17 protein-coding genes and 1 riboswitch are annotated in these 15136 nt (G+C 33.0%); of the genes, 2 read left to right on the forward strand and 15 right to left on the reverse strand.

The features are described from left to right. Positions 1–245: 245 nt before the first annotated feature. The 7 genes from HMPREF2801_RS09005 to HMPREF2801_RS03010 form a co-directional block, all read right to left on the reverse strand. On the reverse strand, positions 246–392 hold the full coding sequence (locus HMPREF2801_RS09005) for a YvrJ family protein (protein WP_083303705.1): 147 nt from the start codon (positions 390–392) through the stop codon (positions 246–248). Between the two features lie 2 nt (positions 393–394). Next, positions 395–610, reverse strand: coding sequence for a DUF2922 domain-containing protein (locus tag HMPREF2801_RS02985; protein ID WP_070610484.1), 216 nt, complete (start codon positions 608–610; stop codon positions 395–397). Between the two features lie 43 nt (positions 611–653). After that, entirely contained in the window at positions 654–878 is a 225-nt protein-coding gene (locus HMPREF2801_RS02990) for a DUF1659 domain-containing protein (protein ID WP_070610485.1), read from the reverse strand. A 74-nt stretch (positions 879–952) separates the two neighbouring features. Continuing rightward, positions 953–1429, reverse strand: a complete 477-nt coding sequence (locus HMPREF2801_RS02995; protein WP_070610486.1) for a peptidoglycan recognition protein family protein — start codon at positions 1427–1429, stop codon at positions 953–955. 12 nt (positions 1430–1441) lie between these two features. Beyond that, positions 1442–2023 (reverse strand): sigma-70 family RNA polymerase sigma factor, encoded by a 582-nt coding sequence (locus tag HMPREF2801_RS03000; protein WP_070610487.1) that lies wholly within the window; start codon positions 2021–2023, stop codon positions 1442–1444. 136 nt (positions 2024–2159) lie between these two features. Continuing rightward, complete coding sequence (locus HMPREF2801_RS03005; protein ID WP_070610488.1) at positions 2160–2963, reverse strand: hypothetical protein; 804 nt, start codon at positions 2961–2963, stop codon at positions 2160–2162. Between the two features lie 103 nt (positions 2964–3066). Further along, complete coding sequence (locus HMPREF2801_RS03010) at positions 3067–5754, reverse strand: S-layer homology domain-containing protein (RefSeq protein ID WP_070610489.1); 2688 nt, start codon at positions 5752–5754, stop codon at positions 3067–3069. A 661-nt stretch (positions 5755–6415) separates the two neighbouring features. On the opposite strand from HMPREF2801_RS03010, the gene HMPREF2801_RS03015 reads away from it, so the two are divergent. Then, positions 6416–6760 carry a type II toxin-antitoxin system RelE/ParE family toxin gene (locus HMPREF2801_RS03015; protein ID WP_070610490.1) on the forward strand — a complete coding sequence of 115 codons (345 nt, stop codon included), beginning with the start codon at positions 6416–6418 and terminating at the stop codon, positions 6758–6760. Next, positions 6757–7032, forward strand: a complete 276-nt coding sequence (locus tag HMPREF2801_RS03020) for a helix-turn-helix domain-containing protein (protein ID WP_210394452.1) — start codon at positions 6757–6759, stop codon at positions 7030–7032. The genes HMPREF2801_RS03015 and HMPREF2801_RS03020 overlap by 4 nt, the downstream gene beginning before the upstream one ends. Before the next feature lie 78 nt (positions 7033–7110). Here HMPREF2801_RS03020 and HMPREF2801_RS03025 read toward each other — a convergent pair whose 3' ends face one another. The 8 genes from HMPREF2801_RS03025 to HMPREF2801_RS03055 all read right to left on the reverse strand — a co-directional run bounded on the left by HMPREF2801_RS03025 (position 7111) and on the right by HMPREF2801_RS03055 (position 14593). After that, entirely contained in the window at positions 7111–7320 is a 210-nt protein-coding gene (locus HMPREF2801_RS03025) for a hypothetical protein (protein ID WP_070610492.1), read from the reverse strand. Positions 7321–7350: 30 nt separating this feature from the next. Next, positions 7351–8076 carry a Fic family protein gene (locus HMPREF2801_RS03030; RefSeq protein ID WP_070610493.1) on the reverse strand — a complete coding sequence of 242 codons (726 nt, stop codon included), beginning with the start codon at positions 8074–8076 and terminating at the stop codon, positions 7351–7353. Between the two features lie 12 nt (positions 8077–8088). After that, a complete protein-coding gene (locus tag HMPREF2801_RS09430) occupies positions 8089–8772 on the reverse strand; it encodes an ATP-binding protein (RefSeq protein ID WP_246829962.1) in 684 nt (227 codons plus the stop codon). A gap of 235 nt (positions 8773–9007) precedes the next feature. Beyond that, positions 9008–9523 (reverse strand): AlbA family DNA-binding domain-containing protein, encoded by a 516-nt coding sequence (locus HMPREF2801_RS09435; protein WP_246829963.1) that lies wholly within the window; start codon positions 9521–9523, stop codon positions 9008–9010. Between the two features lie 308 nt (positions 9524–9831). Further along, entirely contained in the window at positions 9832–11145 is a 1314-nt protein-coding gene (locus HMPREF2801_RS03040) for a hypothetical protein (protein WP_070610494.1), read from the reverse strand. 529 nt (positions 11146–11674) lie between these two features. After that, positions 11675–12796: a pyridoxal-phosphate-dependent aminotransferase family protein gene (locus tag HMPREF2801_RS03045; RefSeq protein ID WP_070610495.1), complete on the reverse strand. Its 1122-nt coding sequence runs from the start codon at positions 12794–12796 to the stop codon at positions 11675–11677. Positions 12797–12888: 92 nt separating this feature from the next. Beyond that, positions 12889–13827, reverse strand: coding sequence for a glutaredoxin domain-containing protein (locus tag HMPREF2801_RS03050; protein ID WP_070610496.1), 939 nt, complete (start codon positions 13825–13827; stop codon positions 12889–12891). Positions 13828–13987: 160 nt separating this feature from the next. Next, a complete protein-coding gene (locus HMPREF2801_RS03055; protein ID WP_070610497.1) occupies positions 13988–14593 on the reverse strand; it encodes an ECF transporter S component in 606 nt (201 codons plus the stop codon). Positions 14594–14646: 53 nt separating this feature from the next. Then, a riboswitch (FMN riboswitch) is annotated at positions 14647–14759 on the reverse strand. Positions 14760–15136 lie beyond the last annotated feature (377 nt).

A 15136-nucleotide genomic window follows, 5' to 3' on the forward strand; every position in this document is an offset into this window, starting at 1 on the left:
GGAGGGGCAAGGGGCATTAAGACGCCCCTACGCCCCTCCAATATTTAAAAAGAAAAAATAAATTGAAAAATAAATTTTATAAAGAAGAAGATTAAATTTATAAATTCTTAAAGCGAAGCTTTATTTTTTCCCAAAAAGCCTTTTTTACAATAAAAAAAGGCTTGCGCCCCATATATGTAACTTAATAATAACCTTCCATTATTATTAATAATAATAAAATTAAATTTAATTTAAAACCAATAAACTTACTTTTTAAAATCCTCAATAGCATTACTAAGCTCTACAATTACTTCCCTTAGCTCCTCCATTTTTTTCTCCAACCTCACCAAGAGGTAACAAGAAATTGCAATGGGAAAGCCAATGTTTGAAATATTAGACAACAAATCTTCCATAATCAAAGCGCCCCTTCAGTTCTAGTAATAATAGAAGCACCGTTAAAAGTCTTGATGTGACCCATTTTGCCATTGACAAGATTGTTGTTAGTGATAGTGCCGGCAACAGCCTCTGCATCAGCTCTTTCGACACTCTCTCTAGGATTTAAAATATTAAGACTCCAAGGATTGCCACCCTCATCAACAAAACTCATTCTAAGTGTTTTACTTTCTTTCATACTCATATCTCCTTTCATAAATAACATAAAACTAAGAGCCATCTTAGGCTTGCTCTTCAAAAACTTCTTCAGTAATCTTAGAAGAAGAAGCAAGACTGCCATCAACTAAAGACCCAACGCCCTTTGACAAAGCATAAAGAGAATCATTAGTCGCATTATTATCAATGTTTCTAACAGTGATACTTCTCTTCTTCACAGTCCCATCAGGGTTTGTATTAGAAGTAACAGTCTTTAGCATGATCTTCTTATCATTAACATTAACTGCCATTATTTTCACCTCCTACTATATATATAGAAAAAAAAGCCAAAAGTTACTATGGAAAAATGAAAAAAATTTAAAAATTATAAACTTTCCTTAAACTTCCACCAAGCCCCCCAGTTGTTGGCGCTCATAGAACGAGGACAAATCTTGTGTGACGCATCAAAATGACGGACAACTCTCTTTAGAGGAATATTGTAAAAATCCATGAGAAAGCGAATGACAACTCGTGCATTCTCTAGCGCCTTATCATAATCACCGTCACTGTTTATGCAGATCTCTACACCAATAGAATTAGAATTAGTTATGCCATACCTGCCATGGCCGTCGCCGCAGTGCCAAGAAGCATTAACAGTCTCAACAGTCTCCACTATCCTCTTGTCGTCCACAAAATAATGAGCAGAAGCCTTTCTGTTGCCCCCATTAAAATACCTATAATGAGCAAGAGCATCAGCACCGGCTCTAGGATTGCCTGTGTCGTGAACAACGATAAAAGTAGGCTTTACCATACCCTCTCTCTTAGAAAAATTAAACTTAATAAGTCTCTTCTCGATTAACATAAAATCACCTCCTCACCTATAGTGACAAGAAATATATTGCCTCATATTATTAATAGCATTGACCTTAAGATTAATGACAGTCCTCTTAGAAATGCCAAGGAAATCAGCAATCTCCGAAAGACCAAGCCTTTCATAAAAAAATAACCTGACAACAGTCTCCTGCCTTGGAGTGAGAGAATCAATAGCGTCCTTTAACATCGCCAGCCTCTCACCCTCCAAAAAGTCTCCCTCAATATCCACCCCAGCATCAATAGTATCAAAGATGCCAAGACTTTCCTCATCATCAGAGGGACTATCGTGAATATCACTATTCACATTCCTTAAATACTTGTAAGTGTTCATATAAAAAAACTTCAAATACGACTTGACATATTTAAGGAAAGATCTCTTGTTGTCGAAGTCCTCAATGCAGGATAAAACCATTGCCCTCCCGTCAGAATAGAGGTCCTCGTACTCACTTGGAATGTGGCAATACTTATTAATAGATGAGCGAATAAGGGGGTCTAGCATATCAAGAAGCTTAACCTTTGACCTCTCCTCACCTACTAGGGCAGACCTCAAAACTCTGTTAAAATCTTTATAATCATTCATCATAGAAGCCTCCTCTTTTTAATCTATGAGATAATTATAAAACTTTTGGAACAGATTGTCAAACATTAGTTTAAATTTATTTTCTTAAAATTTATTCTTAAAAACATCCCTCTTTTTAAAGCATAAAAAAAGAAGCCTTTTAATCAGCTTCTTTCTTAATATCTTTCCAGACATTTTTAAATATGTTTGTAAATTCCTCTTCTACTTCTTTTCTCAAATCTTCCTTACATTTTGGGCTATTTTCTCTAATTTTTTTAGAAAGTTCTTCTGTATCTTTTATTATAAATGTCTTTTTATCTGCATCTTCATTAATAGCTTTTAGTTCTATATCAATCTCTTGGTCAGCTTGTCCCCCTTGGCATCCTTTCCAGTTTTCCTTGTAGGCTCTGTGATAGTTTTCTAGGGCAGTTTTTGCCTTGGCATCTTTATCATGGTTGATACTAAATAAAATTTCATGATAAAGTCTTTCTGGTGACTTGTCACCCTCATCCTTGTCTGAAATTCCTTGACTTGAATTTTTTTTGCCTGAACCTTTTCCCTTTTGATCAGAAGATGAAGTAAGTTCAAGGTATAGGGCAAGATTCTCCTGCATCTTATGTAACCAACTTATCCTCTCCCTAGTGACAATTTCCTTGTATGCCTGCCTCCTATTATAGGTAAAACCTTCAAAAACACCAATAGAAGCAACAAGGGCTGGGATAACATTTTTAAAATAATAAAGAAAAATGGCATGGGTGTATCTAAGAGCAAAGCAAAAGTATTTACATATAATAATTAGGGCAAGTATAGAATAAAAATGTCTTCCTAAAAATTTTAAAATTGCCTTTAATGGACTTATATTACATCTAAAATTATTTTTGTTAAATTTTTGTTTAAGATAGCTTAGGATTTTTTTGCCTTCTTCACCACTAAGGCGAAGTTCAAAATTTTCTTTTTCGCTCATACTACCACCTCCTTACCCTAATTTTACCAGAAAGGAACTTTTATGTAAAAAAAGAAAAACCCGAGGTTTTCCTCGAGTTTTATCTTTTAAAGTTTAACAAAACTTATTTTGTGTGAACTTCTTTATTGAAGTCTGCAATAGCTTTGTTTAGATCAGCGTTAGCTTTTTCTACATCTGCTTTTACATCTTTTTTAGCTGCTTCTTTAGCAGTTTCAATAGCTGTATTTAGTGCAGTGAAAGCTGCTTGATTTGCATATCTTTCTTTATCTTGTAAATCAGCACCGTCTTCTGATACTTTAACGCCTTCTTTAGCTTTTTCAGCTGCAGTGATAGTAGCGTTTAAAGTTTCTTTAGCATCTGCTAAAGCTTTTTCATCAGCTTGTCTTTGTTCTTCAGCTGCAATTCTTTCTTTGAAATTAGTAATTGCAGTTCTGTATTTTTCGTTTTTGTCAGCATTCCAATCTGATTTTTCAATATCATCTAAAGAAGCTACTAAACCATCAATTTCTTTTTCAAGAGCTTTTGCATTCTTTAGGTTATATTCGTTAACAATTCTAAAATCTTTTGCTGCTTTGTTAGCTTTTTCAACTAATAATTCAACATTAGTTTTGTTTGCTGTATAAAGGATAGCTGCGCCAGTTTCATTGTCGTGGAAGTTAACTGCATAGTGTTGTCCGTGTGCGTTAACAGATTCAAATACTTTGAAGTCTACTCTTCTTGTAGGGTAAGCTCTGAACCAAGCATCAAGTGCTTTAGCAACATCGTTAGCTACGCTATAAGTTGCATATCCGCTTGCATCAGCTGCATCAAAGATATTGTAGTCAACTCTTACAGTAACTGTAGGGTTAACTGTATCAATACCTTGGATAGAAATAATTCTACCAACTTCTTGAGATTTATCAGCTGCAGGGATTACATTTACAAGTGAACCTTCAAGTTTCATATCTTTTCCAAGAAGTGAAATGATTTCAGCAGTGTTGTTAGCTGCTTGTGCGTAAACTTGAGATTTTCCGAAGTCTTCTACTCTAAATTGAAGAGTATTGCCAACTTCAACTTTACCATATCTCTTAGCTGAGAAGATGTCTGCATCTCTAAGATCAAGCATTGATCTTTCGCCGTTTTTATCTTCAATGTAGATAACTTTTCCGTCTTCTCTTACGTCAGTAATTCTAACGATTGGGAATACAGAAGTCTTAGAGTGGTCAATTAGTGTTGCATAGAAAGATCCAGTTCTAACTGTATCTAATTCGATAACGTCAAGTTTGTCACCATATTCTAATGGGAATCTTGAAGTATCATATACGTTGTCTCTATCAACTAGAGTACCGTCAGTTTTTTCTAAAGTAGTCATAAATTTAGAAGAAGAAGATTCGATTACTCTGTATTTTTCTCCTTCAGCTGCTTTGTTTACAAAGTTGAATACTACAACTTTTGCAGTGTGTCTATCAGCTGTGTCAACTTGGATTGCTCCGTAGTTTCTAGTTATTCCGTCAGTGTCAAATCCAGCGTATACGCCAACGATCTTGTAGTTATTGTAGTTATGGAAACCAATAAGTGCAAGTGCTTCGTTTACGTTAGCAACTTTCTTCATTTGGTTGTTAGCTGGGTTAGCTACATAGAATTCAGTTTTGTCATTGATTTTTAATGTAAGATTTTTATCAACCTTATTAATGTTGTGGAATACGATTCTCTTAGCATCAATGTTGTTAGCGTTGAATTCGATTGTTGCATAAGAATCTCCAGCTTTTATAGCTTTTTGAGCTTCAACTGCAGATTTTGCTACTGGGTTAATAGTTTCAACAGTGTTATCAGCAACGCCTCTCCAAATATCGTTACCTACTGCCATACCTGTTGGATTTCCTTTTGCAAGTTCTGCTGGGTTACCAAGTTCGATAATGTGAGTTACTTCGTTCTTGTCATTTGTAAGAACTCTTACTAATGATCCTAGGTAGTAATCTCTTACTTTAAGATCAAGGAATCTAATTTGTTGAACTTGTTGTCTAGTTGCGTTCACACCAGTTACAAATACTGTTGCATCTGTAATCTTGTATTCCATTTTAGAATCTTGGTTAAGAGTTAGAACGTCTTTAGAGAAGTTAGAAATAATTCCTCTTATTTCGTTAGATGGTACTCTCTTGAATTCTTGCATTGTATAAAGAGCATTGTAAACCATAGTGAATGCATCTGCTCTGTTAGCTGGAAGGTTAGAATCTGTGATTGTTACATCATCAAGAATTCCAAGTTCAGCTGCCCAAGTCATCCAAGAAGTTGCCCAGATAGCGTTCTTAACCATGTCAGCTGTTAGATCTTTTTTAGCAAGAACAACTAACATTTTAGCTAATTCAGCGTAAGTTACATCGTTTTCTGGCTTGAATGATCCATCAGGATATCCTACTAGCATTGCAATTCCGTTAGCATCAGATGGAACTGTAGTTCCTACTGAGATAACTCCGTTTGCCCAGTGCTTAGTATCTACGTCAGTGTAGATCTTCATAGCTCCTTGTAGTTTTTTAGCTAGGTCTTCATTACCATTAGCTAATACAAGTAGTCTTGTGATTTCGGATCTCTTGATATTCTTATCAAATCCGTAGTTTCCGTCTTCATAGCCTTCAACAAGTCCTTTGTCGATGATATATTGGATTTTATTTTGTTTTCCAACAATCTTTTCAACTTTTTCAGAAGATTCTGTTTTTTTAGTTTCTTCCTTCTTTGCTGGTTCGGCGAAGACACTTGTGAATGTTCCTAGTACCATTACTAGTGCTAGTACTAGAGAAATAATCTTTTTGTTCATTTGTCTTTCGACCTCCTTAAAAATTTTGTAGATTCTACAAAAGTCTCAAACTTTTGTCGCCGAGACTGAACAATCTCGACTCAGAGGTGACAAATAAATATCGCCTTATTTCTGGTTTTATTTAATTGTCATGTTCCTCTTATGTTTCTATTATACACTACATTCTTCCTTTGTAAAATTACAATTACATTACATAAACTTTCTTGTATCTGGGCTTTTGAAATATTTATGTAACATTGCTTTACTAAAGTAATTTTCTGTGATAATAGATGGGTATTGGGAATATGTGTCTTTGGACTCCCTTGTCTTTAAGTGTTGTCCTTGGTTTTAGGGGTTATCCTTTGTCTTTGCTTTCGCCTTTTTATATGGGGTCTTTGAAATCGGCACATTGATTGCAGTAATCAAAATGATTCTCGCCCTTTGTTTTTGCTTTCACCCTTGACTTTGGTGCCCTTTGCCTTGGACTCTTGCCCTTTGACATGGGGATCTTAGACCTTGTAATCCAAAACCGTATGTAAAATTATAACAAAAAGGTTACATTTTTGCAATTTCTTTTATAGTGATGGATGAAATATGTTTAAAATAAAGATTAGAGATTCTATTTTACTCTTGACAATATGTTTTATACACCATATTATGTTTATATAAGAGGTATATCAATATGTATGAAATTATATTTTATGATAAAGAAGATGGCAAAGTTCCTGTTGAAGAATTCTTAAATTCTTTAAGTCCTAAACTATTAGCGAAAACTTTAAAAAATATTGATTTATTAGAAAAGTTTGGTAATAATCTTAGAGAACCTTTTTCAAAAAAGTTAGTTGATGGTATATTTGAATTAAGAACTAAACAATCTAGTGACATAACAAGAATCTTATATTTTTTTGTCATTGATAAAAAAATAGTTTTAACTAATGGTTTTGTTAAAAAGAGTAATAAAACTCCAAAATCTGAAATTGAACTTGCTATTAAATATAAAAAAGACTTTGAAAGGAGATTTTTATGAAAACTTACGATGATTATAAAAAAGAAATCTTAAAAAATGATGAAATTAAGTCAGAATATGATGCTCTTGCTCCAGAATATGATATTATCGAAGCCATGATTATGGCTCGTAATAATCTTAATCTAACACAAAAAGATTTGTCCAAAAGAACTGGGATTAATCAAGCAGACATCAGCAGAATTGAAAATGGTACAAGAAACCCAAGTCTAAAAATGTTAAAAAAACTAGCAAATGGTCTTGGAATGGAATTGAAACTTGAGTTTAAAGGTTAATTTTTATTTTAACTTTTTGTATTTTATCAAAAAAAAGCTAGGCTTTTGTTTTCATTTGCGAAAACAGCCTAGCTTTTTTTATTTTGCAAGCTCTTTAAAGGCTTTGTCATACTTTTCCATAATCTCATTTGCTACTTTGTCTAAATTTTTATATGCTTCTTCTGATTTTTCTTCAATTGTGTCAGGTCCATCAGCCAACTCTTTAAATGCGTCTATGTGATCTTCAACAAATTTTTTAGCTTCTTCAAAGAGTTTTTCTTCTTCTCTATTTATTTTTTCTTTATCCATATAACACCTCGAATAAGAAAGACACTCATTCTAACTTTGAAACTCTTTTATGATACTCAACTCGTAGTCCTCTACAAGTTCTTGGAATTTTTCAAGCCTTCCTTCTTTTCCGTACTGATCTAAGGATTCATAATATATAGGTCTTTCTTTTGCTTCTATTATTATTGGCAGAAATTCGTATTTCATTAGGACATAATTTAAAAGTAGTCTTGCACACCTTCCATTACCATCTTGGAATGGATGGATGCGTATAAATTCTGCGTGCACCCAGGCTGCTAGTTGTACAGGATGGATCTTGTCCTTCTTCTCATTGTAGGAATATATGAAATATTTCATTTCATCACGGACTTTTTCCCATGATGGTGGGGCAAAACTTGCTCCAGTGATTCGCACATTGCCACTCCTATAAATGCCACCAGGAAAAATATTATCCATCAATATTTCGTGAATGTCCTTTATAAGATTCTCGTCAAGGTCATCTTCAGGGGACAAGTGAGCTTTTACATAATCGAAAGCTTTGTGATGATTGACAACTTCATAAATTTCCCTCAAACTCTTACCACCAACGGAAATGTGATCCACAAGCAAGGTCTTTACCTCATATATTGATAGAGTGTTACCTTCGATTTTTGTGGACTCGTGAGAAAATCTAATTGCAAAATCTTCTTCAAACTTTTTAAGAATTTCTGGTAATACATCCTTTTTATTAATATTAAATTTTCGAATAGCCTCGTCAATTTGCTTTAACTTATCCATGCAAAACACTCCTTAGTATTCATTTACTTTCCAATAGCCATCTTTAGCACTGCCCACATATTCTATTATCTTTTTATCTGTGAGATTTTTTAAATCTCTTTCTATAGTTCTATTGGTTACATTAAATTGTTTAGATAAATCATAGGCTGTAATTTTAGGGTTGTCCTTTATTATATCGAGAATTTTTTCACGCCTTTCATCCGGTTTTAATTTTTGACCGACATTTTGACCGACATTTTGACTGTCATTTTGACCCTCACTTTGACCCTCATTTTGGGTATCATTTTGGATGTCATAATTTAGGTTTCTTAAAATTGTGGTAAAAGAGCTTTCGGTAGATCTAAATTCTGGCTTTAATTCTTCCCTATAATTTTCTTCTTTTTTATAGGCTTCTATGATTTTTCTAAGTCCTGAACCACGCCTTTCCATTAAATCCATTCTGGCAAATACATCTGCTAGAATTGGATTTCTTCTTGTGGAGGATACATTTAATGGATTTAGATCTTGGACAAAAGTTCCGTCATACATACCTCCAGGAGAATATATTTCTAACCTGTCGTCATAGATATCTACATGAACTTCACTGCCAATTACTGAATAGTCTCTGTGGATTAGTGCGTTTACTAAGGCTTCTTGTACTGCTCTTTCGGGATATTCTGGATATTCTATTCTATAAACTGGACCTTTTTTCCACATCTTTTTTGTGTTTCTTTTTACAAAGTCCAAACTTGCTTTTAAAAGATAAATTATATTGCCTTCAAATTCGGCATCATCTAAGGCATCTATTCTTCCATTTGCCTTTGTAAGTCCATTCCACCTAGTACAAAATACTCTTGACTGATAAACTTGATAGTCATCTGCAAAGAGTGCTCCTGCTATGGTTAGGTTTCCATCATTATTTACAAGCCCAAAGGATATTAAATCTTTATCTTCAAACTCTTTTTTTTGTCCTCTTTTTATATTCTATGCTAAGCTCTTTAAAAGTTACATCTTCTAAATTTTTATTTGACTCAAGTGAATCATAGCTAATATGTTCACCCTTTAGTGATAAGTTAAATAAGTCTATTCTATTGGCAGAGACACTCTGATTTCCTACTCTCTTGTAGGCTGTTCTTGAACCACCATCTGCTACAAAGTATGGAGTGTTTTTCCCCGCAAAGATTGTTAGAATTAAAATTATTTTCTCGTCTATCTCTTGTATCTCCATGTCAAATTCTGGATTCGGATCCATTTTTGTTTTTATGATTTCAGAAATATTTTCGGAAGTCTCTTTGTAGTCACTAAGTCCAAGGATTGTATTATCATCTTTTACTCCAAATATTAATTTTCCACCTCTACCATTGGCAAAGGCTGATACGGATTTTAACCAAGACTTTGGCTTATTTATTTCTAATTTTTCTTTTTTGTCATATAGATTTGTCTCTCCAAGATAATCTTTTAAGTTCAAAGTATCCCTCCTCTCCTTCAAATATTATATTTAATTATAGCAATTTTTGTTATTTGTACCATTATAGGAATTGAGATTTAATAAATTCATAATTTTCACCTAGTATTCATTCTAAAACTTCACCATTTTCTACTTAATACTCTGTAGCCTTTATATAATCCTCATTACATTCTTAAAATTTATCTAACATTCTAATTCTATTTATCTTTAGATGCTTTAAATAAAAATACGATAAAATTATAAATATTATCGTCAGAAATAGTTTTATTATTTCACTTTATATCACAAAGATAAATGAAAACTCAAAATTAAAATGGTATATTATTATCATCTACTTGATTAACAGACTCATCATATTTAAAGTTTGAATATTGTTGAAAATCTATATCATAACCGAATCTTTCAATAATTTTTGATGCTAGTTTGGTATTGTCTCTATAGTTTCGTCTTCTATTATATATTTGTGAATTAGTATTAATTTTTTCCATTATTCTTTCAAATTGCTCAAAATTATAATTTTCTAAAAAAGGATAAACAAGTTTATCAAACAGTTCATTAGCTTCATCAAAATTTTCACTATTTCCAAATTTTTCTATAAATAAATCTAAGAGTTTATCCTGGAGCCCTTCATCTGCATAAGTATCATATATCGTATTTATTTCTTTATCTTTAGGAAAATTCATGTTTATATTTCTTAAGTTTTCTAAATGTTCTATCTTATTTTTATATTTAAAATATGAAAATATTTTTGCATCATTATTAGTATCAATAAAGGTATCAATTTCCCTTTTTAAATTTTCTTCTAATAATAAATATAACTTTGGAAATAAAAATAATAATTTACATACATTTAATTTTTGAATATAACTATCACCTACTTGTTTTAATACATCTTCACTTTCTAAATACGGAATTAATTCTTCATATTTATACTTTAATAAACTCTTTAAGGTAGCTATATTAATTTCTATATTTTCAAGACATTTCTCATCATCACTCACATAACAAAATTTCCAAAAAGTTTTAAATATATATTTTATAGTGGATGGATCCATTTTTTCAAAATACTTTTTTAGCAAATATGAGTTTAAATTTTCATTACTCGCCAATAACCAATCTTTATTTTCCGATAAATCATCAGTCAATTTATCAACAATTTTATTGTTTAAAATAGGTGATTTTATCAGGATTTCCGATAGTATGTTTTTTATCAATGCAATAGTAATTTCTTTATTGGGTTGATATAACTCATAGTTTTCATTTAAGGACGGATGAGCAGAAAGATTCCTGAACTTTTTTAAAGTATCCATATAGGCTTTTGTTTCATTATTTAATATTTTATGGCGGTCATAAGCAAGATCGATTAATTTTGATTCCCAAAATGATAAATCACTTTTTCTACTCATCTCTTCTTCCATTTCTGATAATATTTTTTCTGCACTTTCATCATCGTAATCTTCAGATAATTCTTTAAGCTTATAAATAATGTCACAAATAGTAACTGAATATAAAGATACTAATGCTGACCTATAACTTTTACTTGAATAACTTGTCAAAACTTCTTCAAAATATAACTTTGTTCTATTATCATATATTTCTTCAACTTCTGTTAAATAAAACATTTGCACTCCTTTATAAACTTATTTAAATCTTAAAAATCTTGTTAACACAATTATATCAAATACTTGTTAGAACTATTAAAACAGTACTTAGATATTTTTGTAATTTATTGTTATCATTTAATACTAATCTTTAAAAATATAAAAAATATTACAGATTTGTAATTATAGTATTTCTGCTCAACATTACTTCACATTTTAGCTTAATAGCTCTTTTAAATAAAAAAAATTATTCTTGTCATAATCTTTTTTCAATACCCTATAATTACTATGCTTTATAATATCAATTTATATGCTATAAAAAATAGTTCGCGCTTCTTAAATAATCTAAGCTCATCATATTACACTGCATTACATTTTCATTTTATCTTGACTAGTAGGATCTTATCAGATTTTTTATAATTTATCCCATAATATAAATTTAGATCAAATTCATAAAATTATGCTTACAAAAAATTTCCCATAAAAGAATTGTGGCAATTAATTTTCAAGTTTTATCTAAATTAAAAAATTTTTACAAGAAAAGTTATTCTCACTTCATGAGTTCTACAAATCTTTCTTTTAAAGAAATTTTAGTCTTTATTCCCAACTCTTCAAATACTTCGTCCAACTTTTCATATAGTTCTAAAAAGTTTTCGTAGGATATGTTGTTGCCCATGTGGCCTATTCTAAATACTTTCTCGAAGATGTTACCTGCGCCCTTGGATATTAATATGCCTTTCTTTTTTAGGGCTGTAAGGATGTCATCTGCTATGAAGCCTTCTGGCACCATGACTGCTGTTAGGGTGTTGGATCTTGAGTCCTTGGCGTAGAGTTCAAAGCCTGCTTCTTGGAAAATCTCTCTTGTTACTTCTGCGTATTTTTTGTGAAGGGCAATGGAGTCCTTGGCAAAGAGTTTGTCTAGGGCAAGGTCTAGGGCATAGGTCAAGTTCTCGTTCATTGTGTATGGGAAGGCAAAGCCGTCGGAGTAGTCGTAGTAGTTTAGGAAGTTCATATAATAGGAAGGAACTGGTTTTTTTCTATTGGCGATGGCTTCTTTTGCCCTGTCTGATATTGTAACCATGGTTAGTCCTGTTGGCGCTGATATACATTTTTGGCTGCCACCAAGGGCTATGTCAACTTTGTAATCGTCAAAGTCAAATTCTTCTCCGCCCATGCCTGATACTGTGTCCACTACTGTGAGGATGCCGTAGGAGTTAAGCAAGTTGCAGATACTTTTTACATCGTTAGTGATGCCTGATGGCGTCTCGCAGTGTACCATAGTTGCTACTTTAAAGTCGTGGTCTTTTTCTAGGAAGGCTTTTAGTTTTTCTAGATCGAAACCGCGTCTAAAGTCATCTTCATAGATTAGTGGCTCGCCGTCGTAGTATTTTACGAAGTCGGCAAAGCCTGCGCCGAAGACTCCGTTATTTAGGACAAGGACTCTGTCCCCTTTCTCTACTAGGTTTATGATTGCTGCTTCTAGTCCAATCATGCCTTCGCCTAGCATGAGGATAGTCGTGGCTTCTGTCTTTAAGAGCTTGGAGATTTTTTTCTCCACTCTTCTATGTATTTTTTCGTATTCTGGATCGATGTCTGGGTTTGTGAGAGTTTTTCCCATTAATGCCATTACTTCGTCGTCAATTGATGTTGGGCCTGCACATAAGATTTTCATTTTTCTTTCTCTCCTTTATGTCTTTTGTTTAAATTATATTATATGGGGACAAAAAAACAAGCTGCCTTTTGACAGCCTGCCTTTGGTTTTGTTTATTTGTTTTCTACAAAGTAAGTGTTTTCTTCTATTTGTTTAAATATTTCATCGTATTGTTTTTCTTCGAAGCCAACTACGCATTTGTCTATGCTCTTTCCATCTTTTTCAAGTGTCATTATGTGAGTTGGATAGTAAACTCTGTCGTTGTATTCTGCCATGTCTTTATAGTATTTTTCAAAGATTTCGTCTTTTTTGCCTTCGCTGTCTCTAATGTCTCTTGCTATATATTTGATGCCTTTATTATCTAAGTATGCTTTTAGTTTTTGGCAGTAAGGACATTCTTCAAAGCCATAGATTAGAAATCTTATGTCTTCTTCTCCTGCTTTTGTTTTTATTTTGTTTATTGGTGCTGTGAAGTAACCTTCTTCATATATGTCTTCTATCTTTGCATTTTTTGAATCTAATAAAACTGTTTGTGTTTTGAAGTCATAAGCTACTCCAAAGTCTAAGATTTTTGCTAGGTCTCTTAGGCGGAAATAGTTGTATCCGTCTATGAAATATCCATAGAGTTCTATATCCTTTCCTTGGCTGTCCACTATTTTTTGTTTGTTTGTCTTTGCTATTTCTTCTTCTTCTCTTTTTTCAACGTAAGTAAAGTCTTCTTTTTGATTTTCACCCTTTGTTATGATTACTTTTTGGCTTTCATTGTCGTAAGATACCATAAATTTTGCTGGTGTGTCTTTGAAAAGAGCTGCTGCATCTCTAATTCTTACATAGTTAGACCTATTAATTAGGTAAGAATTTATTTTTATGTCTTTTCCGTCAAATCTAACTTTTTCTCCTGATGTCTGTGCCAACCTTTCGTCTGATTCTAATTTTAATACTTTAGCTTTGTTCTCTTCTTTGCCTTCATTGCCTTCATTGCTGTTAGCTAGTGCTGTCATTGGACTTGTTAAGGTTAAAAGAGCTAATAATACTACTGCAAATTTTTTCATAATCTGCCTCCTTTAAATTTATTACTAGTATTTTATCACATTAAATAAAAGTTTAAATGTTATTTTTTAATTTTTTATATGGACAAAAAAACAAGCTGCCTTTTGACAGCCTGCTTTGATTTTGTTTTTGTTTTTATTTTCCTTTAGTTTTTCCACACTTTTAGTTTTTAAATAGTGGGCTAATTTTTTTGTAGACCAGCATCATGACTGCTGATGTTGTAAAGCCTTTTATTAGGTTAAAGGGTAGGACTGAATAGATCATCATTGTGAAAAGTCCTGTGATTTTTGGTGTGATGGCAGATCCCATGGCTATTATTGCTTCCATTGGCATTACTTTACCGTAAAGTGGAAAGACTACGAAGTAGTTTGATGCCATGGCAAGAATTGTCATTGCCACTACGCCTACTGTCATTGATAGGACTGCGCCCTTGTAAGTTCTATGTTTTCTATAGATGTAGCTTGATACTAGAGCAAAGGTACTTGATATGATGAAGTTTGATAGTTCGCCAACGCCTGCTGTCATTGTGCCCTTAAAGATTATGTGCATAAGGTTTTTTAGACCTGCTATTATGATGCCATAGACTGGTCCCATTGTGAAGGCGCCCATGAGGACTGGCAAGTCTGATATGTCCAGCTTCATAAAGGGTGGCGCTACAAAGGTTAGTGGCAATTGGAAGTACATTAGTACGAAGCCAATTACTGATAGCATGGCTACTTTTGTCATGTCTTTTGTTCTTATCATGGTGCTTGTGTTTACTTTATTCATTTTACCTCCTGTTGGGGCATAAAAAAACCCCGAACCTTCGGGGCATGAAAGTTTTAAATCATTCTCTCATCCAGACTTTACTGTCGGTATTGGAATCTAACCAATTCGGCTTGCGCTCGCGGACTTTACCGCCGGTTGGGACTTGCACCCTTCCCTGAAGATTTAAATTTTTATTTATTTCTTGCTTTTATTATAACACTTGTGGGTGGTTTTGCAAGTTTTATTATAGTTGAATTGTATTGTATTGGTGAAGCTTCGCTTTAAGAACAAATAATAAAGGTTTTTTATTTTTTAATATATTTTTAAGGAGGGGGCATATACCCCTTCGGGCACAGGGGGGACGGCAATGCCCCCGCTTGTGCCTGGTGGTACTACCCCCTCCTTTGACCTCCCCCACACCCCCATGCCCTGGATCAGATAATAGAAAGCTCCGCTTTAAAAACGTATAAAATAAGTTTTTTCTTTTTAAGTTTAATTTTAAATATTAAATATTTTTTAAATATTGGAGGGGCTTAGGGGCGTCTTAATGCCCCTTGCCCCTCC

The organism is Peptoniphilus sp. HMSC062D09, from assembly GCF_001811425.1.
Taxonomy (GTDB): domain Bacteria; phylum Bacillota; class Clostridia; order Tissierellales; family Peptoniphilaceae; genus Peptoniphilus_A.

What these genes read in the sequence shown, in the direction of transcription:
- HMPREF2801_RS09005 (WP_083303705.1), bottom strand. Translation starts at nt 392, where the DNA reads ATGGAAGATTTGTTGTCTAATATTTCAAACATTGGCTTTCCCATTGCA.
- HMPREF2801_RS02985 (WP_070610484.1), bottom strand. Translation starts at nt 610, where the DNA reads ATGAAAGAAAGTAAAACACTTAGAATGAGTTTTGTTGATGAGGGTGGC.
- HMPREF2801_RS02990 (WP_070610485.1), bottom strand. Translation starts at nt 878, where the DNA reads ATGGCAGTTAATGTTAATGATAAGAAGATCATGCTAAAGACTGTTACT.
- HMPREF2801_RS02995 (WP_070610486.1), bottom strand. Translation starts at nt 1,429, where the DNA reads ATGTTAATCGAGAAGAGACTTATTAAGTTTAATTTTTCTAAGAGAGAG.
- HMPREF2801_RS03000 (WP_070610487.1), bottom strand. Translation starts at nt 2,023, where the DNA reads ATGATGAATGATTATAAAGATTTTAACAGAGTTTTGAGGTCTGCCCTA.
- HMPREF2801_RS03005 (WP_070610488.1), bottom strand. Translation starts at nt 2,963, where the DNA reads ATGAGCGAAAAAGAAAATTTTGAACTTCGCCTTAGTGGTGAAGAAGGC.
- HMPREF2801_RS03010 (WP_070610489.1), bottom strand. Translation starts at nt 5,754, where the DNA reads ATGAACAAAAAGATTATTTCTCTAGTACTAGCACTAGTAATGGTACTA.
- HMPREF2801_RS03015 (WP_070610490.1), top strand. Translation starts at nt 6,416, where the DNA reads ATGTATGAAATTATATTTTATGATAAAGAAGATGGCAAAGTTCCTGTT.
- HMPREF2801_RS03020 (WP_210394452.1), top strand. Translation starts at nt 6,757, where the DNA reads ATGAAAACTTACGATGATTATAAAAAAGAAATCTTAAAAAATGATGAA.
- HMPREF2801_RS03025 (WP_070610492.1), bottom strand. Translation starts at nt 7,320, where the DNA reads ATGGATAAAGAAAAAATAAATAGAGAAGAAGAAAAACTCTTTGAAGAA.
- HMPREF2801_RS03030 (WP_070610493.1), bottom strand. Translation starts at nt 8,076, where the DNA reads ATGGATAAGTTAAAGCAAATTGACGAGGCTATTCGAAAATTTAATATT.
- HMPREF2801_RS09430 (WP_246829962.1), bottom strand. Translation starts at nt 8,772, where the DNA reads ATGTGGAAAAAAGGTCCAGTTTATAGAATAGAATATCCAGAATATCCC.
- HMPREF2801_RS03040 (WP_070610494.1), bottom strand. Translation starts at nt 11,145, where the DNA reads ATGTTTTATTTAACAGAAGTTGAAGAAATATATGATAATAGAACAAAG.
- HMPREF2801_RS03045 (WP_070610495.1), bottom strand. Translation starts at nt 12,796, where the DNA reads ATGAAAATCTTATGTGCAGGCCCAACATCAATTGACGACGAAGTAATG.
- HMPREF2801_RS03050 (WP_070610496.1), bottom strand. Translation starts at nt 13,827, where the DNA reads ATGAAAAAATTTGCAGTAGTATTATTAGCTCTTTTAACCTTAACAAGT.
- HMPREF2801_RS03055 (WP_070610497.1), bottom strand. Translation starts at nt 14,593, where the DNA reads ATGAATAAAGTAAACACAAGCACCATGATAAGAACAAAAGACATGACA.